The 18,921-nt window shown below is 71.1% G+C and carries 19 protein-coding genes; 10 read left to right on the top strand and 9 right to left on the bottom strand.

The window, feature by feature from the left end; genetic code table 11:
- Window positions 1–15: 15 nt before the first annotated feature.
- Window positions 16–696 carry a pyridoxamine 5'-phosphate oxidase family protein gene (locus tag ACLZOT_RS33095; RefSeq protein ID WP_416972812.1) on the top strand — a complete coding sequence of 227 codons (681 nt, stop codon included), beginning with the start codon at window positions 16–18 and terminating at the stop codon, window positions 694–696.
- Between the two features lie 120 nt (window positions 697–816).
- On the opposite strand, the gene ACLZOT_RS33090 is transcribed toward ACLZOT_RS33095, so the two are convergent.
- The 3 genes from ACLZOT_RS33090 to ACLZOT_RS33080 form a co-directional block, all read right to left on the bottom strand.
- Window positions 817–1,713 carry a DMT family transporter gene (locus ACLZOT_RS33090; RefSeq protein ID WP_416972963.1) on the bottom strand — a complete coding sequence of 299 codons (897 nt, stop codon included), beginning with the start codon at window positions 1,711–1,713 and terminating at the stop codon, window positions 817–819.
- 193 nt (window positions 1,714–1,906) lie between these two features.
- The gene (locus ACLZOT_RS33085; RefSeq protein ID WP_416972811.1) at window positions 1,907–2,878 is read right to left on the bottom strand and encodes an EamA family transporter; all 972 of its coding nucleotides are present in this window, start codon (window positions 2,876–2,878) and stop codon (window positions 1,907–1,909) included.
- Window positions 2,879–3,628: 750 nt separating this feature from the next.
- Window positions 3,629–4,168, bottom strand: a complete 540-nt coding sequence (locus ACLZOT_RS33080; RefSeq protein WP_416972810.1) for a Clp protease N-terminal domain-containing protein — start codon at window positions 4,166–4,168, stop codon at window positions 3,629–3,631.
- 226 nt (window positions 4,169–4,394) lie between these two features.
- Between ACLZOT_RS33080 and ACLZOT_RS33075 the strand changes: the two genes are divergently transcribed.
- Together ACLZOT_RS33075 and ACLZOT_RS33070 are read left to right on the top strand one after the other, a co-directional pair.
- Window positions 4,395–4,574, top strand: a complete 180-nt coding sequence (locus ACLZOT_RS33075) for a hypothetical protein (protein WP_416972962.1) — start codon at window positions 4,395–4,397, stop codon at window positions 4,572–4,574.
- Between the two features lie 78 nt (window positions 4,575–4,652).
- Window positions 4,653–5,084 (top strand): SRPBCC family protein, encoded by a 432-nt coding sequence (locus ACLZOT_RS33070; protein WP_416972809.1) that lies wholly within the window; start codon window positions 4,653–4,655, stop codon window positions 5,082–5,084.
- Between the two features lie 169 nt (window positions 5,085–5,253).
- Here ACLZOT_RS33070 and ACLZOT_RS33065 read toward each other — a convergent pair whose 3' ends face one another.
- A complete protein-coding gene (locus ACLZOT_RS33065) occupies window positions 5,254–5,868 on the bottom strand; it encodes a PadR family transcriptional regulator (RefSeq protein WP_416972808.1) in 615 nt (204 codons plus the stop codon).
- A 159-nt stretch (window positions 5,869–6,027) separates the two neighbouring features.
- Between ACLZOT_RS33065 and ACLZOT_RS33060 the strand changes: the two genes are divergently transcribed.
- The 3 genes from ACLZOT_RS33060 to ACLZOT_RS33050 all read left to right on the top strand — a co-directional run bounded on the left by ACLZOT_RS33060 (window position 6,028) and on the right by ACLZOT_RS33050 (window position 9,741).
- Entirely contained in the window at window positions 6,028–6,978 is a 951-nt protein-coding gene (locus ACLZOT_RS33060; protein WP_416972807.1) for a class I SAM-dependent methyltransferase, read from the top strand.
- Window positions 6,945–7,274, top strand: a complete 330-nt coding sequence (locus ACLZOT_RS33055) for a hypothetical protein (protein ID WP_416972806.1) — start codon at window positions 6,945–6,947, stop codon at window positions 7,272–7,274. The genes ACLZOT_RS33060 and ACLZOT_RS33055 overlap by 34 nt, the downstream gene beginning before the upstream one ends.
- A 106-nt stretch (window positions 7,275–7,380) precedes the next feature.
- Entirely contained in the window at window positions 7,381–9,741 is a 2,361-nt protein-coding gene (locus ACLZOT_RS33050) for an ATP-binding cassette domain-containing protein (protein ID WP_416972805.1), read from the top strand.
- A 52-nt stretch (window positions 9,742–9,793) separates the two neighbouring features.
- Here ACLZOT_RS33050 and ACLZOT_RS33045 read toward each other — a convergent pair whose 3' ends face one another.
- Window positions 9,794–10,663 (bottom strand): NAD-dependent epimerase/dehydratase family protein, encoded by an 870-nt coding sequence (locus ACLZOT_RS33045; protein WP_416972804.1) that lies wholly within the window; start codon window positions 10,661–10,663, stop codon window positions 9,794–9,796.
- A gap of 98 nt (window positions 10,664–10,761) precedes the next feature.
- Between ACLZOT_RS33045 and ACLZOT_RS33040 the strand changes: the two genes are divergently transcribed.
- The gene (locus tag ACLZOT_RS33040) at window positions 10,762–11,571 is read left to right on the top strand and encodes a PhzF family phenazine biosynthesis protein (protein WP_416972803.1); all 810 of its coding nucleotides are present in this window, start codon (window positions 10,762–10,764) and stop codon (window positions 11,569–11,571) included.
- A gap of 1 nt (window position 11,572) precedes the next feature.
- Here ACLZOT_RS33040 and ACLZOT_RS33035 read toward each other — a convergent pair whose 3' ends face one another.
- Window positions 11,573–12,340: a CPBP family intramembrane glutamic endopeptidase gene (locus tag ACLZOT_RS33035; RefSeq protein ID WP_416972802.1), complete on the bottom strand. Its 768-nt coding sequence runs from the start codon at window positions 12,338–12,340 to the stop codon at window positions 11,573–11,575.
- A 224-nt stretch (window positions 12,341–12,564) separates the two neighbouring features.
- Complete coding sequence (locus ACLZOT_RS33030; protein ID WP_416972801.1) at window positions 12,565–14,082, bottom strand: glutamate--cysteine ligase; 1,518 nt, start codon at window positions 14,080–14,082, stop codon at window positions 12,565–12,567.
- Window positions 14,083–14,671: 589 nt separating this feature from the next.
- Here ACLZOT_RS33030 and ACLZOT_RS33025 point away from each other — a divergent pair.
- From ACLZOT_RS33025 to ACLZOT_RS33015, 3 genes are all read left to right on the top strand, one after another.
- Window positions 14,672–15,256 (top strand): hypothetical protein, encoded by a 585-nt coding sequence (locus tag ACLZOT_RS33025; protein ID WP_416972800.1) that lies wholly within the window; start codon window positions 14,672–14,674, stop codon window positions 15,254–15,256.
- A 291-nt stretch (window positions 15,257–15,547) separates the two neighbouring features.
- Window positions 15,548–15,754, top strand: coding sequence for a DUF5999 family protein (locus ACLZOT_RS33020; protein ID WP_416972799.1), 207 nt, complete (start codon window positions 15,548–15,550; stop codon window positions 15,752–15,754).
- A gap of 190 nt (window positions 15,755–15,944) precedes the next feature.
- A complete protein-coding gene (locus ACLZOT_RS33015) occupies window positions 15,945–17,024 on the top strand; it encodes a LacI family DNA-binding transcriptional regulator (protein ID WP_416972798.1) in 1,080 nt (359 codons plus the stop codon).
- A gap of 7 nt (window positions 17,025–17,031) precedes the next feature.
- On the opposite strand, the gene ACLZOT_RS33010 is transcribed toward ACLZOT_RS33015, so the two are convergent.
- Window positions 17,032–18,084, bottom strand: coding sequence for an endo-1,4-beta-xylanase (locus ACLZOT_RS33010; protein ID WP_416972797.1), 1,053 nt, complete (start codon window positions 18,082–18,084; stop codon window positions 17,032–17,034).
- Window positions 18,085–18,128: 44 nt separating this feature from the next.
- Window positions 18,129–18,896 carry a carbohydrate ABC transporter permease gene (locus ACLZOT_RS33005; protein WP_416972961.1) on the bottom strand — a complete coding sequence of 256 codons (768 nt, stop codon included), beginning with the start codon at window positions 18,894–18,896 and terminating at the stop codon, window positions 18,129–18,131.
- Window positions 18,897–18,921: the final 25 nt, after the last annotated feature.

The following is an 18,921-nucleotide window of genomic DNA, read 5'->3' as shown; positions in this document are numbered from 1 at the left end:
GCAATGGAGAACGCCATGCAGGAAACCGCCGTCGGCACCACCCCCCTGCCCTACCCCCGCACCGACCTCACGACCCCCACCCGCTCCCCCCACCGGGCCTCGTACGACCAGGACGTGGTCCACGCGATACTCGACGAGGCGTACGTCTGCCACCTCGGCTTCGTGCGCGACGGCGCCCCCGTGGTCCTCCCCACCCTCTTCGGCCGCGTCGGCGACCGCCTCTACGTCCACGGCTCCACCGGCTCCCGCCCCCTGCGCATGACGGGCCAGGCCCCCGAGGGCCTCCCGGTCTGCGTGACCGTGACCCACGTCGACGGCCTGGTCCTCGCCCGCTCCGCGTTCCACCACTCGATCAACTACCGCTCGGTGGTGATCCACGGCCTCGCGTACGACGTCACCGACCCGGCCGAGAAGCGCGCGGCCCTCGACGCCCTGGTCGACCACGTCGTCCCCGGCCGCGCCGCCGACTCCCGCCCCGCGAACAAGAAGGAACTGGCGGCGACGGCCGTGATCCGCCTCGACCTCACCCAGGTCTCCGCGAAGATGCGCACGGGCGGCGTGAACGACGAGCCCGAGGACCTGACACTCCCGCACTGGGCGGGTGTACTCCCCGTCCACCGCACCTACGGCACGCCGATCCCGGACCCGGCCCTCGCACCCGGGACCGAAATCCCGGCCTATCTCGGGGAGTTGTGAGGCCGGGGCACGGCCCGCGCACGATGCCAGGGCGCGGCCCCCACGCGAGAGACGCGATCCGTACGCGATGCCGGGGCGCCGGCCCCTGACGCCCCGGTCCCGGATCCGCCCGGCCCAGCCCTACGCGCCCCCTCCCCGCGCCTCCGCCACGGCCAGCCCCGCCACCGACCCCAGCATCAGGACCGTACCGAGCACCGTCGCCGTCGTGACCCGCTCCCCCAGCACCGCCACCGCCAGCACGGCAGCGCTCACCGGTTCGAGGAGCATCACCACGGACACGGTCGCCGCGCGGACGACGGCCGCGCCCGCGAAGTACAGGGCGTAGGCGAGAGCCGTGGGGACGGCGGCGATGTACAGGACGAGCCACACCACCTGCCCCAGGTCGGCGGTGTGCGGCAGCAGCCCCTCGCGCACCGCGAACGGCAGCAGGCACAGCGCGGTCACCGCGAACGCCCCGACGGTCGTGCCGGAGGCGTCCCCGGCACTCCCCCACCGCCGGGTGACCAGCGTCATCGCGCAGTACCCGGCGGCGGAGACCAGCCCGAGCAGCACACCCCAGGGCCGTACGGCCCCGCCCCCGCCGCCCGCGAACAGCACCGCGAGCCCGGCGAGCGCCCCGGCGACGGCGAGCACCCCGGCCCGCCCGAGCCGCTCGCCCAGCGTGAGCCGCGCGCCGAGGGCGATGAACACGGGCCCGGCGCCGAGCGTGACGACGGTCCCGACGGCGAGGCCGGTCGCGGAGACCGCCGCGAAGTACGCCGTCTGGAACACGGCCAGCGCGACGCCGCTCGCCAGCGTCAGCGCCCACCACCGGGCACCGCGCACACGCCGGGCGGGCCGGCGCCGTACCGTACGCACCGCCAGCAGCAGCGCGAGTCCGACGGCACAGCGCCAGAAGGACAGGGACACCGCGCCCAGGTCACTGACCTCGAAGACCAGCGAGGCGGCGGCCCCGGCGGTGCCCCAGGCGACCCCGGCGACGATCAGGTAGAAGAGCCCACGGCCGACCGGCGACATGGGCAGGGAAGAAGAAGACACGCGTTCTCTCCGCAGAAGCGCACGAGGCGCAAGAGTTCCGAAGCAGGGACTTCGTCTGCGGGCAGCACCACGGCACCCGGTGGCGTCACAGCCACGCCGGGCGGATCACTCCGGAGGCCCGCCTCAGGCGGCCGGAGGCGGAAGAACGAGCGTCGACGGCATGGTCCGGACCCTATACGGCGCTCTCGCGCGCGGCCAGACCGGGCTCCGGCTGCCCGCCCGCCACCGGCTCCCCGGGCGCCTTCGCGGGCGTCGCCGACTGCGCGACGAACGCGCCCAGCAGCACGGCCACACCACCCGCCAGCTGCGCCGCGCCCAGGTGCTCCCCGAGCAGCACCCACGCGAGCACCGTCGCGACGACCGCCTCCGAACACGCCACGACCGTCGCGACCTGCGGCGACAGCCGCCGCACCGAGACGACGCCGGTCGTGTACGCGAGGACGGTCGCCACCAGCACGACCCACCCGAGCAGCAGCCAGGCGGGTACGTCCGTGCCGTTCAGGTCGGCGGCGTTCCCCAGCACCGCCCAGTCGAGTTCCCAGGGCCGGGCGACGACGGTGAGGACGGCGGCGGCGACCAGGAGCCCGTACGCGATCACCCCGAACGGGTCGGGCGCGTCCGTGCCGGAGCCCCCTCGGTCCGACAGCACGAAGTAGGCGACCTGGCAGCAGGCGGCGCCCAGCGCCAGCAGCACCCCGATCGCGTCGAACCGCATCCCGGCCCACACCTCGACCACGCAGGCCAGCCCGCCGACGGCCAGCACGACCCCGACCACGGCCCGCCTGCTCACCGGCCGCCGCTGCACGAACCGCACCCAGCCCAGCACCAGCGCGGGCGCCAGGTACTCAAGGAGCAGCGCGACGCCGACGGGCAGGCGGGAGATCGACCCGAAGTAGAACGCCTGCACACCGGCGACCCCGAGCAGCCCGAACCCGGCGAGCAGCCCGGGCCGCCGCCGCACGAGATCCCGATGCCGCCAGGCCACCGGCACCATCACCAGCGCGGCGAACCCCACCCTCAGCCACACCACGTGCAGCGGATCGAGCCCCGCCTCGATCAACGGCTTCGCCGCGACCCCCGACCCACCGAACGCCACGGCCGACACCATCGCCAGCCCGAGCCCTACGCCATTCGCCTTAGCCACGCGGCCATGATGACAGCGAAAGACAGCACCGTCACCCCACCAAGCTCCTGTCTCGCCCTGCGAACAGGAACGGGGCTTCCAGGGAGGGCACCCCGGGGGCCTTCCAGGGAGATACGGCAGCGACTCCTCAGCGAGATACGGCCAGCGGCTCTTCAAGGAAGCAGCTCAGCGGGCACGGGCGGGGCACCTCAGCGATGTACCGGCGGGGTGTCCCCGGCAGAACATCTCGACGATCCCACCGGCGAGGCACCCCAACGGTCCTCGGCAAGCCATCCCGGCAACCGGCCGGCGAGGCGCCCCAACGGCCTGCCGACAGAACACCCGGCAGCCTTGAGGCCGGACGCTCAACGATCTACCAGCAGGATGCCCCGGCGGTTCCCGGCAAGGCGTCCCAACGGCCTGCCGGCAGCACATCCGGCAGCCTTGAGGCCGGACGCTCAACGATCTACCAGCAGGATGCCCCGGCGGTTCCCGGCAAGGCATCCCGGCGACCGGCCGACGAGGCGTCCCAGCGGCCTGCCGGCAGAACACCCGGCAGCCTTGAGGCCGGGCGCTCAACGATCCACCGGCAGGATGCCCCGGCGGTTCCCGGCAAGGCATCCCGGCGACCGGCCGACGAGGCGCCCCAGCGGCCTGCCGGCAGAACACCCGGCAGCCTTGGGGCAAGATACCCGGCAGCCCCGCACCGTCCTCGCCTCCACCCCATAGCACGGCCGCCATGCGCAAGCCCCCGCCAGGGCCCGCCCGCCCTCACCCCCACCCCGCCTCCCCGGTCTCCCCCTTCTCCACCCGTGTCAGCACCTCCACCGCATCGACCCCCGCCCGCGCCAGCACCTCCACCGCCCGGGAACGCGGATCCTCCAGCACCGCCACCAGCAGGTCGACCCCCTCGGCCAGGGCGGCGCCCCGCCGCTCCGCGCGTGTCCGGGCCGCCTCCATCGCGACAGCGGCGAGCGGTGAGAAGCCCTCCGCGACGGCGACGACGGGCAGCGCGCCCGAGTCCTCCACGCCGCCCTGCCACCGCAGCCCGTACCCGATGCTGCGCTGGACGAGATACCCGAGGACCCGCGCGACCCGCCCGCCCTCGCCGAAGGCACCCCGCACCTCGGGGTCGGACTCCAGCAGCGAGTGCAGCAGATGCGCGCTGTCGATCTGCCGGTCCGCACCCCGCACGGCCCTGCGGCGCGCACCGGCGACCGCCGCCACGAGCTCCGCGCTGAACCCGGCGACGTCGTCCACGGTGGGCGGTACGGGTTCATGGACCGTTTGCCGGGGAATACGGGGCTGCACCCCCTCACCCCATCAGTCCCGGCCACCCCCGGTCATCCTCGGCACGGAGCATTTCCGCCTCCCACGCAAAGGGGACGAGGGCAGCCGGAATCTCCTCCTTACGGATGAGATCAGGCGACCTCCGGCCCAAAAGGGCGCGCACCGGCCCCCTTCGCGCCCCGCACGCAACCACGAGGTGAACAGTCACGTCACAGTAGTGAGAGAGGGGGTTCCGCTTTTGGTGACCGTGAGCTGGCTGGTCGCGCTCCCGTCGATCGACGGCCAGAGCTACGTGTACCGCGTCTACGCCCCGGAGGACGCCCTGCCCGCCGACCTGTTCTGGGCGGCCTGGCACTGCCACGACGAGGGCCCGCACCCGCGCGCGTGGGACATCTTCGACGCGGCGGTCATACGACGCCTGCGCTGAACGGCGGCCTGTGTCTTGCAAGTTGAGGGCCCCGGGGCTACGTTCCGCGCACCCTGGCCGATTCGAAGAGGTGGTCGCATGGCCGAAGTGAGCGCCGAGGCCCGCATAGAGGCACCGGCGGAGAAGATCTGGACCCGGCTGACGGACTGGCCGGCGTACGGCGAATGGAACGCGACGCACACGAACTTCCCCCAGGGCGGGCCGACTTCACTGGAACCGGGCGCGACCTTCCAGGAGAACATGAAGCTCATGGGCTTCCCCGCGGAGGTCGAGTGGACGATCGACGAGTTGACGCCCGCCCGCTCGTTCACGATCACCGGCAAGGGCCCGATGGCGGTCGCCCTCCTCACCCGCTACACCCTCACCCCGGACGGCCCCTCCGCGGCGACGCTCCGCATCGACGGCGAGTTCACGGGCGCGGCGGTGTCCCTGATGGCCGGCAAGCTGAAGGACTCGGCGACGGCGGCCCTGAACGAGTCGCTGCGGAAGCTGTCGACGCTGGTGGCCTGAAGGGGCTCCGGACACGGACAGGCGCCCCACGGAATCCCGCAGGGCGCCCACCCGCCGTACGACAACCGCCCGCACCGGCGAGACGGTCACCGACTCCGCACCGGCCGGCTCAGCGGCACCGGCCGCCCCGGTCCCGCCGGCTCAGCCCCACCGGCTCAGCCCCGCCGGCTCAGTCCTCGTCCGCGAGGATCAGATACAGCTTCTTACGAGCATCGTTGACAACAGCCAGAGCCTTCTCACGCTGCTCCTTGTTCCCGGTTCGCCAGACCTGCCCGAACGCCTCGAAGAGCCCGGACCCGGCCTGCCTGATCTCGTGCAGTGACTCCCAGTCGACCCCGCGCGTGGCCTCCTCCCAGGGCGTCTCGGCCACGTCCTCGGCAGCCGCGCGCCCGGCCTCGGTGAGGGAGAACAGCTTCTTGCCGCCCTCGCTCTCACTGCTGATGAGCCCTTCGTCCTCCAGCAGCTGAAGCGTCGGGTAGACGGACCCGGGACTCGGCTTCCAGGCCCCGCCACTGCGCTCGGCGATCTCCTGGATCATCTCGTACCCGTGCATCCCCCGTTCCTTCAGCAGGGCGAGGATCGAGGCCCGCACATCCCCCCGCCGAGCCCTCCCCCGAGGCCCGCCACGCCCACGCCCGCCCCAGGGCCCGCCGCCGAACCCAGGCCCGGGCCCGAACCCCGGCCCTCCCGGCCCGAAGGGCCCGAAGGCGGCCCGCCGCCCCTCGAACCCACCACGCTCGCGCGGGCCCTGACCGTGCCCGCGCTCGAATCCATGCATACGCATACCACTCACTCCACTCATTCCAGACCGGCAACCCTTCGTCAACCGATCGCGATACGCCAACGATATATCGGAACCGATCGCCTGACAACCCACCGCTCGAAGACCGGCTGCCGAAAACCCGCTGGAGCCCCCGGACCGCCCGCCCGTACCGTCCCGGAGGTGACCTACCTCAGCCCCCTGGCCTACCTGCTGGGCATAGAAGGCGCAGCCCTCCTGCGCGCCCTCCGTGAGGGAACCGCCGACCGGCGATTCGTCGAGGCCCGCATCGCCGAGATCCGCACCCTGCTGGACACACCCGCCCTGGCCGAGGGCGTGACAGCGACCGACGACGCGATCAGCACGGCCGACGTCTACCGCGCCTGGGCACCGCACTACGACGCCCCCGGCAACCAGATGATCGAGGTCGAACAGCCCGTCGTCCGGCGCCTCCTGGACGCCCTCCCCGTAGGCACGGCCCTGGACGCGGCCTGCGGCACCGGCCGCCACACCGCCTACCTCCACCAGCTCGGCCACCGGGTGACAGGCGTCGACGCCTCACCGGAGATGCTCGCCCACGCCCGCGAACGCCTCCCGGACGTCACCTTCCACCAGGCGGACCTGCACCGGCTCCCGATCGCCGACAACACCATCGACACGGTCGTCTGCGCCCTGGCCCTGACCCACGTCCCCGACCTGACCCCGGCCCTGACGGAATTCGCCCGAGTCCTCCGCCCAGGCGGCCACCTGATCCTCTCGGACGCCCACCCCTTGGTCCCCTACCTCAGCCCCACCCTCCCCCGCCACAACGCCTCTCTCCTCAAGGAACACCACCGCCCCCTGAGCACCTACCTCACGGCAGCCCTCCCCCTCGGCTTCCACCCCCACCACTGCGAAGAACCCACCCGCCCCCACCGCCCCCTCCCGCCCTCACCCCCGCCTCTCCCCACCCACATGACCTGGGACCTCCTTCACTGGTCCCCAGAAGCGGCGACCACAGCCCTGAACGGCTCCCCACTGGCGATCGTGTGGCACTTCCACCTCGAAGGCGCCCAACCTGAACCCCCCTCTCCCCGAACCACCCCTGCGACCATGCCCCCATGCACTTCGAACTCGTCCCACCCACAGGCATAGGCCCCCTGCGGATCGGCATGCCCCGCCACGAAGCGAACACAGCCCTCCTGTCACTCCGCGCCCCATCGACGACGTCTCCCTCCGACCGGCCCGGTCGGCACGTCTTCCGCCCGAGCGGCCTGATGATCAGCATCAGTTGCGTCCGCGACCGCCTGGAATCAGTCGAACTGGGGCGCCCGTCGTCCACGGACGACACCCCCGAGGACGAACAGGGCCACTACTTCAACTCGGTCCTTGTGGCCCGCCCCGGGTACTACGACGGCCCTACGACACCCCAGGGCCGAACAGCCCCGTGAACACCCGGCCTCGCCGCCCTCTCCCTCAACCCGTCAGGAATCGAGAAGCGCACACCCCCACCCCCCGCCTAGCCTGACCCCACACCCACCCGTACAAGGAGCCGTGATGACGAAGCCGCACGCCGCTGACAGCCATGATCTGATCCGGGTGCACGGTGCGCGGGTGAACAACTTGAAGGACGTCAGCGTGGAGATCCCGAAGCGGAGGCTGACGGTGTTCACCGGCGTCTCGGGGTCGGGGAAGAGTTCGCTGGTGTTCGGCACGGTCGCGGCGGAGTCGCAGCGGCTGATCAACGAGACGTACAGCGCGTTCGTCCAGGGCTTCATGCCGACCCACGCCCGCCCGGACGTGGACGTCCTGGAGGGTCTGACGACAGCGATCATCGTGGACCAGCAGCGCCTGGGCGCGGACCCGAGATCGACGGTCGGCACGGTCACGGACGTCAACGCGATGCTGAGGATCCTCTTCAGCCGCCTCGGCACCCCGCACATCGGCCCGGCGAAGGCGTTCTCGTTCAACGTCGCCTCGATCAGCGGAGCCGGCGCGGTGACGATCGAGCGCGCGGGCCAGACCGTGAAGGAGCGCCGCTCGTTCAGCATCCAGGGCGGCATGTGCCCCCGCTGCGAGGGCCGGGGCGCGGTGACGGACTTCGACCTGACGCAGCTGTTCGACGGGGAGCGCTCCCTGAACGACGGCGCGCTCCTGGTCCCCGGCTACAGGACGGGCGGCTGGAGCTACCGCATGTACTCGGAGTCGGGCCTGTACGACGCGGACAAACCGGTCAAGCGCTTCACGAAGAAGGAACTGCACGCGTTCCTGTACCTGGAGCCGACCCGCATGAAGATCGCGGGCATCAACATGACGTACGAGGGCCTGATCCCCCGGATCCAGAAGTCGATGCTCGCGAAGGACCGCGAGGCGATGCAGCCGCACATCAGGGAGTTCGTGGACCGCGCGATCACGTTCACGACCTGCCCGGACTGCGACGGCACCCGCCTGACGGAGGCGGCCCGCTCCTCGAAGATCAAGGGCGTCAGCATCGCGGACGCCTGCGCGATGCAGATCAGCGACCTGGCGGAGTGGGTCCGCGCACTGGACGACCCCTCGGTCGCCCCGCTCCTGACCGCGCTCGGCGCGACCCTGGACTCGTTCAACGAGATCGGCCTCGGCTACCTCTCCCTGGACCGCCCCTCGGGCACCCTCTCGGGCGGCGAGGCCCAGCGCGTGAAGATGATCCGCCACCTGGGCTCGTCGCTCACGGACGTGACGTACGTCTTCGACGAGCCGACGACCGGCCTGCACCCGCACGACATCCGCCGTATGAACGACCTCCTGCTGCGCCTGCGCGACAAGGGCAACACCGTGCTGGTGGTCGAGCACAAGCCGGAGGTCATCGCGATCGCCGATCACGTCGTGGACCTGGGTCCGGGCGCCGGCACGGCGGGCGGCACGGTCTGTTACGAGGGCACGGTGAAGGGCCTGCGCGGGACGGACACCCTCACGGGCCGCCACCTGGACGACCGAGCGAAGCTGAAGGACGAGGTCCGCAAGCCGGCCGGCGCCCTGGAGATCAGGGGCGCGAGCACCCACAACCTGCGCGACGTGGACGTGGACGTCCCCCTCGGCGTCCTGACGGTCGTCACCGGCGTCGCGGGCTCCGGCAAGAGTTCCCTGATCCACGGCTCGGTCCCGCGCACGGCCGGCGTCGTCTCGGTGGACCAGACCCCGATCAAGGGTTCGCGCCGCAGCAACCCGGCGACGTACACGGGCCTCCTGGAGCCGGTCCGCAAGGCGTTCGCGAAGGCCAACGGCGTCAAACCGGCCCTGTTCAGCGCCAATTCGGAGGGCGCCTGCCCGACCTGCAACGGCGCGGGCGTCGTCTACACGGACCTCGCGATGATGGCGGGCGTCGCCACGACCTGCGACGACTGCGAGGGCAAACGCTTCCAGGCGGCCGTCCTCGACTACCACCTCGGCGGCAAGGACATCAGCGAGGTCCTTGCGATGCCGGTCGCGCAGGCGGCGGAGTTCTTCGCGACGGGCGAGGCGAAGACCCCCGCCGCGAGCCGCATCCTCGGCCACCTCACGGACGTCGGCCTCGGCTACCTCACCCTCGGCCAGCCCCTGACCACCCTCTCGGGCGGCGAACGCCAACGCCTCAAGCTGGCCACCCACATGTCCGACAAGGGCGGCGTCTACGTCCTGGACGAACCGACGGCCGGCCTCCACCTGGCCGACGTGGAACAGTTCCTCGCCCTCCTGGACCGCCTGGTCGACTCCGGCAAGTCGGTGATCGTCATCGAGCACCACCAGGCCGTCATGGCCCACGCCGACTGGATCATCGACCTGGGCCCCGGCGCCGGCCACGACGGCGGCACGATCGTCTTCGAGGGCACCCCCGCCACCCTCATCGACTCCCGCTCCACCCTGACGGCCGAACACCTCGCGGAGTACGTGAACGCCTGACCGACGGCCCCTGCGCACCGTACGAAGCCGTACGACGTACAGGGGCCCCACGTCACCACCCCCGCCCGCCCGGCTCGCACCCGGCGACCCGCCACACCTCCTCGCTCACGTACCAGTGATCCCGCCCCACCAGCGCGAACTGCCGCTCGACGGCCCGCCCTTCGCTCGCCCGGAACCGCTCCAGGCACTCTTCCCAGGTCCACTCCACCTCGGGCACCGGCGGCAGCTCCCCCCGCGCCACGAGCCCGGCGATCAGCTCCCCGATCCGCACCGGCACCGGATGGCTCGCGTGATAGACCCCACCGGGCACCGGAGTCTCCGCCAGGGCCAGCGACGCGATCAGCCGCCCCAGATCGCCGACGTCGACGACGGACAGCAGGGCCCGGCCCCCGTCCCACCGGCCCGGCACCCGCGCCACCAGTTCCCGCAGCCCCGGCACCACCCACCGGTCCCCCTCCCCCAGCACCAGCCCCGGCCGCAACACCACACCCCCCGCCTCCAGCGCGAACCCCTCCCCGGCCAGCCGGCTCCGGCTCACCGCGGACACCGGCTCGGCGTCGATCTCACCGACCTCGATCCCGCTGTGCGGCCCGGCCCCGTACACGGCGGCGGTCGACAGATGCACCACCCGCCGCACCCCGCCCCGCCGGGCCTCGGCCATCACGGCGCGGGTCCCGCCGACGTTGACGGCGTCGCACCTCGCCTCGTCGCCCCCGATGTAGGAGGCGAGATGGACGACGGCCCGCGCGCCCTCGCACACTCCCGACACCGCACCGGGCTCGGTCACATCACCGGTCACCCATTCGACGCCCTCCACCACCTCCTCCGGAACCCGTCTCACCACCGCCCGGACCCGCGCTCCCCGGGCCAGGACCTCCCGCACAGCCGCCGCCCCGACGAACCCGGTGGCCCCTGTGATCACGACAACGTCCGACGCTCCACGCCAGTTCCCTCGCACCCGTCCAGTTTTCCCCGATTGGCCTTGGCCTCCCACCTCCGCCACCCCCTACTGTCCCGTCCATGCAGATCAGAATCGTGGACGCCTTCACCGACCGCCCCTTCTCCGGCAACCCGGCCGGGGTCCTCCTCCTGGACGCCTTCCCGGGTGACGACCGCCTCCAGGACATCGCCCTGGAGGTCAACCACGCGGAGACCGCGTTCACCCACCCGACGCCGGACGACCCCGACGCGGACTGGGCGCTGCGCTGGTTCACCCCCGTCACGGAGGTCGCGATGTGCGGCCACGCCACCCTGGCGACCGCCCACGTCCTGCACACGACCGGCGCCCACGAGGGCCCCGTACGCTTCCGGACCCTCAGCGGTGTCCTCACCGCCACCCCCGCCGGGGACGGTTCGATCACCCTGGACTTCCCGACGGCCCCGCTGACGGAGGTGGACCTCCCCGAGGGCGTCACCGAGGCGCTCGGTGCGCGGCCCCTGTCGGCGTACGACACCGGCCCGAACGTCGGCGACCTGGTCGTGGAACTCCCCGACGAGCGGACCGTGCACGCCCTGCGCCCCGACCACAAGGCGCTCGCCGGGTACTCCAAGCGCGGCATCATCGCCACCGCCCGCGCCGAGAACCCCGCGCTGGGCTACGACTTCGTCTCCCGCTGCTTCTTCCCCAACGTCGGCATCGACGAGGACCCCGTCACCGGCAGCGCCCACACCGCGCTGGCCCCCTTCTGGTCCCCGCGCCTGGGCAGCCCCGACCTCACCGGCCTCCAGGCGTCCCCCCGCTCGGGCCGGGTCCGCACCTCCCTGCGCGGCGACCGCACCCTCCTGACCGGCCACGCGGTCACGGTCATCGAGGGCGAACTCCTCGCCTGACTCAGCCGGTGGGCAGCCAGTCGACTTTCCCGGCGAGCAGGGCGTACCCCACGAAAGCCCCGATATCGAGCAGCGAATGCGCGACGACAAGCGGCCCCACACGCCCCCACCGCCGATACAGGTAGACAAAGACAACCCCCATCACCATGTTCCCGATGAACCCACCGATCCCCTGATAAAGGTGATAGGACCCCCGCAACACGGAACTGGCCACCAGCGCGGCCCCCGCCCCCCACCCCAACTGCCCCAACCGCCGCAGCAGATACCCCACGACGATGACCTCTTCGAGGATCGCGTTCTGCAGAGCGGACAGCACCAGCACCGGATACTTCCACCACACCTCGGGCAACGCCTCAGGCACAACGGTCAGATTGAACCCAAGCCCCCTCGCAGCCAGATAGAACGCGATCCCACTGCTCCCGATCACAGCGGCAATGCCGGCCCCCCGCCCCAGATCGGTCCAAGGCCGAGTCCGGTCAAACCCGAGCACCCTCAGCGAGACCTGCTCCCGCACAAGAAAATGCGCCACCAGCAGAACCGGCACCAACGAACTACTGATCCCGAACAACTGCCAAGCAAGATCCAGCCAAGGCCGCCCAGGAGCAGCGGACCCGTTAAGCGTGGCGGTCTGATCCTTGAGCCCTCCCGGCTTGGTAACAGACCCAACAAAACTGATCAGCGCAGAAACCCCACTGGCCCCCAGGGAAACCCCCAGCACCAACAAGGTCTCATCCCGCAACGCCCGCCGAGACGGCACCACCACGTACACCCACCCACTTCCTGTCCGGCCCCATCCTCCCCCAGGGGTTATAACGCACGGCTCCACCGGGTTGCTTTTAGGGGCGCGGGGAACTGCGCGACCAGCCACAACGGCGCCGCACCCGACAACGAACCCCGGGGTCGAAGGGGCGGAGCCCCTTCAGGATGTGGGGGTCCCCCCTGCTCGAAGAGCTTGGGGGAGGGTAGGGGCGGCGGGGGCGAGAAAACCCCACGTCACCCCAACGCCGCAACCTCCCCCACCCCCACCGGCCACAAATGCACCGGCTCCCCCGCCCGCATCAACTCCCCATACCGCCGAGTGGTAGCGGCCAACGCCTCCTCCCGCCCCACCCCCGCCTCCAACGCCCGATGAAACGTCCCCACCTGCCAGGTAGCCCCATTCACCCGCAACCGACACCGCTCCTCGATCACCCCGAGATAGAAGTCCCGATCCACGGCCTCCACCCCCCACGCATCAAGCCCAGCAGCGGCCAACGGCAACAACTCGTCCCGCACCAGAGTCACCACGTCCACTTCCCCCACACCCCCCAGCCGCCCCCGCCGAGGCCACAACAACCGAGCCTCGATCCCGTACCGACAGGCGGTGTCGAAGTTGGCGGCAGCGGCCTCGAAGGGCAACCGGGCCCACACGGGCCGGGACTCCTCGGCAAGAGCCCGCACGACGCCGTAGTAGAACGCGGCGTTGGCCAGCACATCGGTGATGGTGGGCCCAGCGGGAAGCACCCGATTCTCGACCCGCAGATGAGGAACCCCGTCGGCGACCCCGTAGACGGGCCGGTTCCACCGGTACACGGTCCCGTTGTGAAGCACGAGCTCGGCCAGCTTGGGCGTCCCCCCGGCGTCGATCACCCCGAGCGGATCCTCCTCGTCGCAGATGGGCAGCAGCGCGGGAAAGAACCGCAGATTCTCCTCGAACAACTCGTACGCGGAACTGACCCACCGCTCCCCGAACCAGGTCCGCGGCCGCACCCCTTGGGCCTGAAGCTCGGGCGGCCGCGTATCGGTGGCCTGGAGGAAGAGGGGAGGCCGCGACTCCCGCCACAACTCCCGCCCGAAGAGGAAGGGGGAGTTGGCGCCCACGGCGACCTGAACGGCGGCAACGGCCTGAGCGGCGTTCCAGACATCGGCGAACCGCCCGGGCGTGACCTGGAGATGGAGCTGTACGGAGGTACAGGCGGCCTCGGGCGTGATGGACTCGGCGGTGACGGACAGCCGCTCGACCCCGTCGATGTCGAGCGTGAAGTCCTCCCCGCGAGCGGCGACGATCTGGTCGTTGAGGAGGGCGTACCGGTCGACCTCGGAGAGGTTCGCGGAGACGAGGTCCTCGGCCCCGAGCGTGGGCAGAATCCCGATCATCACGATTCCGGCGTCGACTTCCCGCGCCTTCCGGTGTGCATATGCCAGGGACGTACGGAGTTCCTCGGCGAGCTGGTCGAATACCCGTCCGCCCAACCGGTGTGGAGCTATGTTCACTTCCAGATTGAACCTGGCGAGTTCTGTTTGGAAATCACGGCTCGCGATCCGTTCGAGAACCTGCCCGTTCAACATTCTCGGCGCACCGTCGGCACCCGCGAGATTCAGCTCGATCTCCAGCCCCATGAGGTTCTTGGGACGGTCGAAGCGCTGCTCGGCCAGCAGCCGCTCCAGCCCCGCGAGGCACTGCCGGAGCTTGTCGCGGTAGTGCTGCCGATCGGACAGGTCGAACGCGCCCGCCACGACCTTCTCGCCCATACGAAGCGTCCCTCCTCGGCTGGGCAGACCGATGTGACGGCCCGCCGGGCGTCCTGGGTCAGGGGGGATGATGCCCACCGGAACGATCGATAACGCCCCCGGCGCCGCCCGGGGCCCGCTAGGCTGGTCCCAGCTCCCCGTAAGTACCCCATAAGTGACCGGCGACACATTCGACCAAGCCGGGCGCGGAACTCTTTTTCCGGAACTCGGTTACTCGTGAAAAACACCGACGGGAATACGCCGACCGCACGGCGGAGAGTTTCCCAGGTGGCCGCCGGTGAGGGTGCTCTGAATCGGGAGGATTCAGTCGTATCGCCGACCGAATAGATACTTGCGAGAGGGAAAGGGACCGGGTAGCCGAAACCCACTCCGAACACGCGTCGTATAAACTCCGCGACAGGCGGAGAAGGCGGTGACCCGGTCGAAGGAGCTGCCGTTCAGGCCGCGGACGGCAGTCCGCCCACACACCCCGGTACACCGGCCACGGCACTGCCTCTCCGACCGCACCGCCCCGTTCACCCGAGAGCTGACAGCGCCGTCCGCCCCCGCCCTCGCGCCCCCTTGCCTGTCGAATGAGAGGCGACCCACCATGCCGCTGCATGTCCCCCCGGCACCCGCGCCCGCCCTGCGCTCGGTCCTCACCGCACTCGGTTCCCCGACCGCCGTCCGCGAGGCCCGTACCCCTTCCCTGCGGACCGCCGAGGGTCCGACGGTCCCCGAACTCCCGCTCCCGCTGCACGTGCTGGAGCGGATCACCCCCACGGGCGTACCCCGGACCCGGCTGGCCGGCTGGCGTTTCCTGATCCGCTGCCAGGACCGCGCCGTGGCCGCGGCGGAGACCCGGCTGACGGCGGACGGCTGGGTGTTCTCGCACTTCTTCGAGGGCCCGTACATCGACTCCACGGAACGCGCCCTGCGCCAGGCCGAGTCCACCGAACTCCCGGTCCAGGCCCGCCTGTTGTCCGTCCCCGGCCTGTACATGCTGACGCTCTGGCTGCACGGCGACCCCGAGTCCGACGGCACGGGCGGCCACCCCGCCCCCACTGACGTGCTGATCCCGCTGGCACCGGCGCCGCCCGGGATCGCGGCCCACCGCCCGCACAGCGTCGCGGAGTTGCTCCCGGCGCTCACCCACCGGGTCACCCCGGCGCCGCTGTTGGGCTCGCCCGCGTGACGCGAACCCGGTCATCCTGTCGGACTAGCCCGTTGTGACCAGCCAGAACCATCCGAAGTGACCGTGCGGTACGGCTGAACCGCCCGTGCGAGTGACGCGTCATGAACCTGTGAGCAGCGGTACCGCGAAATGCCTGCGGATCCACGCCCGTAGAGCAACACTGGTTCCGACCGACTTATCACAACGGGGGCGGCCATGAACGACGCTTCGCGCCGCGAGAACGACACGACACACGATCCACACATCGCACCGGTCACTTCATCCGTCACGACAGAGCGAAAGATCCCTTCCATGTGCCAGCACCAGCCACCGTGTCCGCCAGCCGACTCCACCGCCCGGGACTGCGCCCGGCTCGTGGCGCACCACCCGGAGCAGGGCTGGAGCCTGCTGTGCAACGGCGTCCTGCTGTTCGAGGACACCGGTGAGCTGCTGCCGGACGGCCGCGTCATCGACCCGCACCGCCCGCTGGGCCCGGGCCGGGTCGTGGCGGTGGCCTGAGAACAGACCGGGCGAGAACAGGAACAGAGCCTCCCCAGGGCCGGAGACACTCCCATGTCCCGGCCCTGACGCACGCCCGCCCCCACCACCGCCTCCCCTACGTCCGTGTCCAGAACCCCTCCCCTCCCCGCCGTTTTTCCGGAAGACTCCTGGAAGTTTCGGCTCGGGTACCGGAAGCGAAGGCGGGCACATGGCACCACAGGACACCGAGGCGCACGACGTCGAGGCGCACCCCGTCGACACACCCCCCGCCGATCCCCCCGGCAGAATCACGATCACCGAGATCGCCCGCCGCGCCGGCGTCTCCGTCCCCACCGTCTCCCGCGTCGTCAACGGCCGCTCGGACGTCTCCCCGGCCACCCGCGCCCGCGTGGAGGAACTCCTGCGCCTGCACGGCTACCGCAAGCGCCCCCCGACGGCCCCCGCCCGCAGCCCCGCCCTCCTGGACCTGGTCTTCAACGACCTCGGCAGCCCCTGGGCGGTGGAGATCATCCGCGGCGTCGAGGAGGTCGCGCACGCGGCCGGCGTCGGTACGGTCGTCTCCGCGATCCACGGCCGCTCCGGCGACGCCCGCGAGTGGATGCGCAACCTCCGCGCCCGCGCCTCGGGCGGCGTCATCCTCGTCACCTCGGACCTGGAGCCCACGCTGCACGAGGAGTTGAGGATCCTCGGCGTCCCCCTGGTGGTCGTCGACCCGACGGGCACGTACGCGGACGGCGTCCCGGTGATCGGCGCCGCCAACTGGGCGGGCGGCCTCGCCGCGACGGAACACCTGCTGGCCCTGGGCCACCGCAGGATCGGCCTGATCGCGGGCCCGCCGAGACTCCTGTGCTCCCGCGCCCGCTACGACGGCTACCGCGCGGCGCTGGAGGCGGCGGGCGTCCCGGTGGACGACTGTCTGGTCGTCCCCGGCGACTTCCAGTCCGAGTCGGGCTTCCGGGGCGCGGGCGCCCTCCTGGACCTGCCCGAGCCGCCGACCGCGCTGTTCGCGGCCAGCGACCGGATGGCGCTCGGCGCGGTCGAGGCGCTGCGGCAGCGGGGCCTGCGGGTCCCGGAGGACATGAGCGTGGTCGGCTTCGACGACCTCCCCGAAGTCCGCTGGTCCGCCCCGCCGTTGACGACGGTCCGCCAACCCCTCGCGGACATGGGCAAGTTGGCGGTGCGTACCGTCCTGCGGCTGGCGCACGACGAGCGTCCCGACGCGCCGCGCGTCGAGTTGGGCACGGAACTGGTGGTGCGGTCCAGCACCGCACCACCAGCCCGCCCCTGAAACCCTCCTACTTCAGCGCGTTCCGGAGCGCGAAGTAGGCGGGTTTCGGCTGGAGTTGCTCGTCCCAGGGGAGAGCGGCCCCCTCACCGGGGAAGAACGGCGGGATCCACGAGTATTTGTCCGTGTAATCCCAGATCGTGATGCCCGTGCACCGCCGCACGGACAGGCACGCGTCGGTCATGTCGGCGTACCAGTCGGCCTGTTGGGCCAGCTTCTCCTCGGTCGCGGGCAGCAGCATCCGGACGTCGACCTCGGTGAGCGCGGTGTCGAGGCCGAGCCGGGAGAAGCGGCGGAGGTTGTCCTCCAGGGTCGTCGGATAGCCGTACTGGAGGGCCAGGTGCGCCTGGAGGCCGATCCCGTCGAGCGGGACGCCCTGGGCCTTCAGCTCCTTGGCGAGCTTGTAGTAGGCGTCGCTCTTGGGGCCGACGGCCTCGATGTTGTAGTCGTTGAGGTACAGCTTCACGCGCGGGTCGGCCTGCCGGGCCCAGCGCAGCGCGTCGGCGATGTAGCCGGGGCCGAGGGTCTTGTAGAAGACGGTCTCGCGGTAGGTGCCGTCCTCGTTGAACGCCTCGTTGACGACGTCCCAGGCGTACAACTTGCCCCGGTAGTGCCGGACTTCGGTCTGGATGTGGTTCTTGAGGACGGCCCGCAGCTCGTCGGGCGTCCACTCCTTGCCGGTGAGCCAGCCGGGGAGCTGGCTGTGCCAGACCAGCGTATGGCCGCGCACCTTCTGGCGGTTGGCGCGGGCGAGGTTCACGATCTCGTCGCCGGCGGTGAAGTCGAAGACGCCCTGCTGGGGTTCGGTGGCGTACCACTTCATGCCGTTGCCCGGCGTGATCATGTCGAACTCGCGGCCCAGGATCTTCGTGTAGGGCGCGTCGGTGAGTTCGGGGTTGTCGGTGGCGCTGCCGAAGTAACGCCCGTGGCGCTGGGCCAGGTCGGCGAGTGTCGCCTTGTGGTGCTGTTCCCCGGCCTGGGCGGCGGGGCCGCTCGCGATGCCGGTGGCGACGAGGGCGGCGGCAAGTGCCCCCGCGAGTCTGAGACGGGTGCGGACAAGCATGGTGCGACTCCTCAAGGGGGGTGAGCCGTACATGAGTTGGCCGGTCAGCCTTTCGACGCTCCGGCGGTGAGCCCGCCGACGAGCTGCCGCTCGGCGACGGAGTAGAAGGCCAGGGCGGGCACCATGGCGAGGACGAGGTAGGCGAAGACCCGGGCGTACTCGGCGGAGTACTGCCCCTGGAACTGCTGGACGCCGATCGGGATCGTCCACCAGCTGGGGTCGGTGAAGACGAGCAGCGGCAGCAGGAAGTTGTTCCAGCTGCCCACCACGGCGAGGACGGAGACGGTCCCGAGGGCGGGCCGGGCCATCGGCAGCAGCACCCGCCAGAAGAAGCCGAGCGGCCCGCAGCCGTCGAGGGTGGCCGCCTCCTCCAGCTCGGCCGGGATCTCCCGGAAGAAGCCGCGCAGGATGACGATGGTCACCGGTATCCCGAACGCGGCCTGCGGCAGGATCACCCCGAGCGGGTTGTCCAGCAGGTCCAGCGAGCGCAGCAGCAGGAACAGCGGCAGCGCGACGACCGCGAAGGGGAACATCAGCCCCATCGTGAACAGGGTGAACAGCGCCTCCCGCCCGCGGAAGGAGAACCGGGCGAAGGAGAACGCGGCGAGCGCCGACACCCCGACCACCGCGACGGTCGTCGCGACGGCGATGAAGGTGCTGGAGCCGACCATCCGCCAGAAGGTGCCGGAGCCCAGGATGTCGGTGTAGTTGGAGGTGATCCACTTCTCGGGCAGCCCCACGGGGTTGCGGGAGAGCTCGTCGGTGGTCTTGAACCCGGACAGCACCGCGTACAGCAGCGGTACGGCCATCATCGCGCCGACCACGACGAGGACGACG

The organism is Streptomyces sp. 4F14 (genome assembly GCF_048159485.1).
Taxonomy (GTDB): domain Bacteria; phylum Actinomycetota; class Actinomycetes; order Streptomycetales; family Streptomycetaceae; genus Streptomyces.
This window is presented reverse-complemented; position numbering and strand designations above follow the sequence as displayed.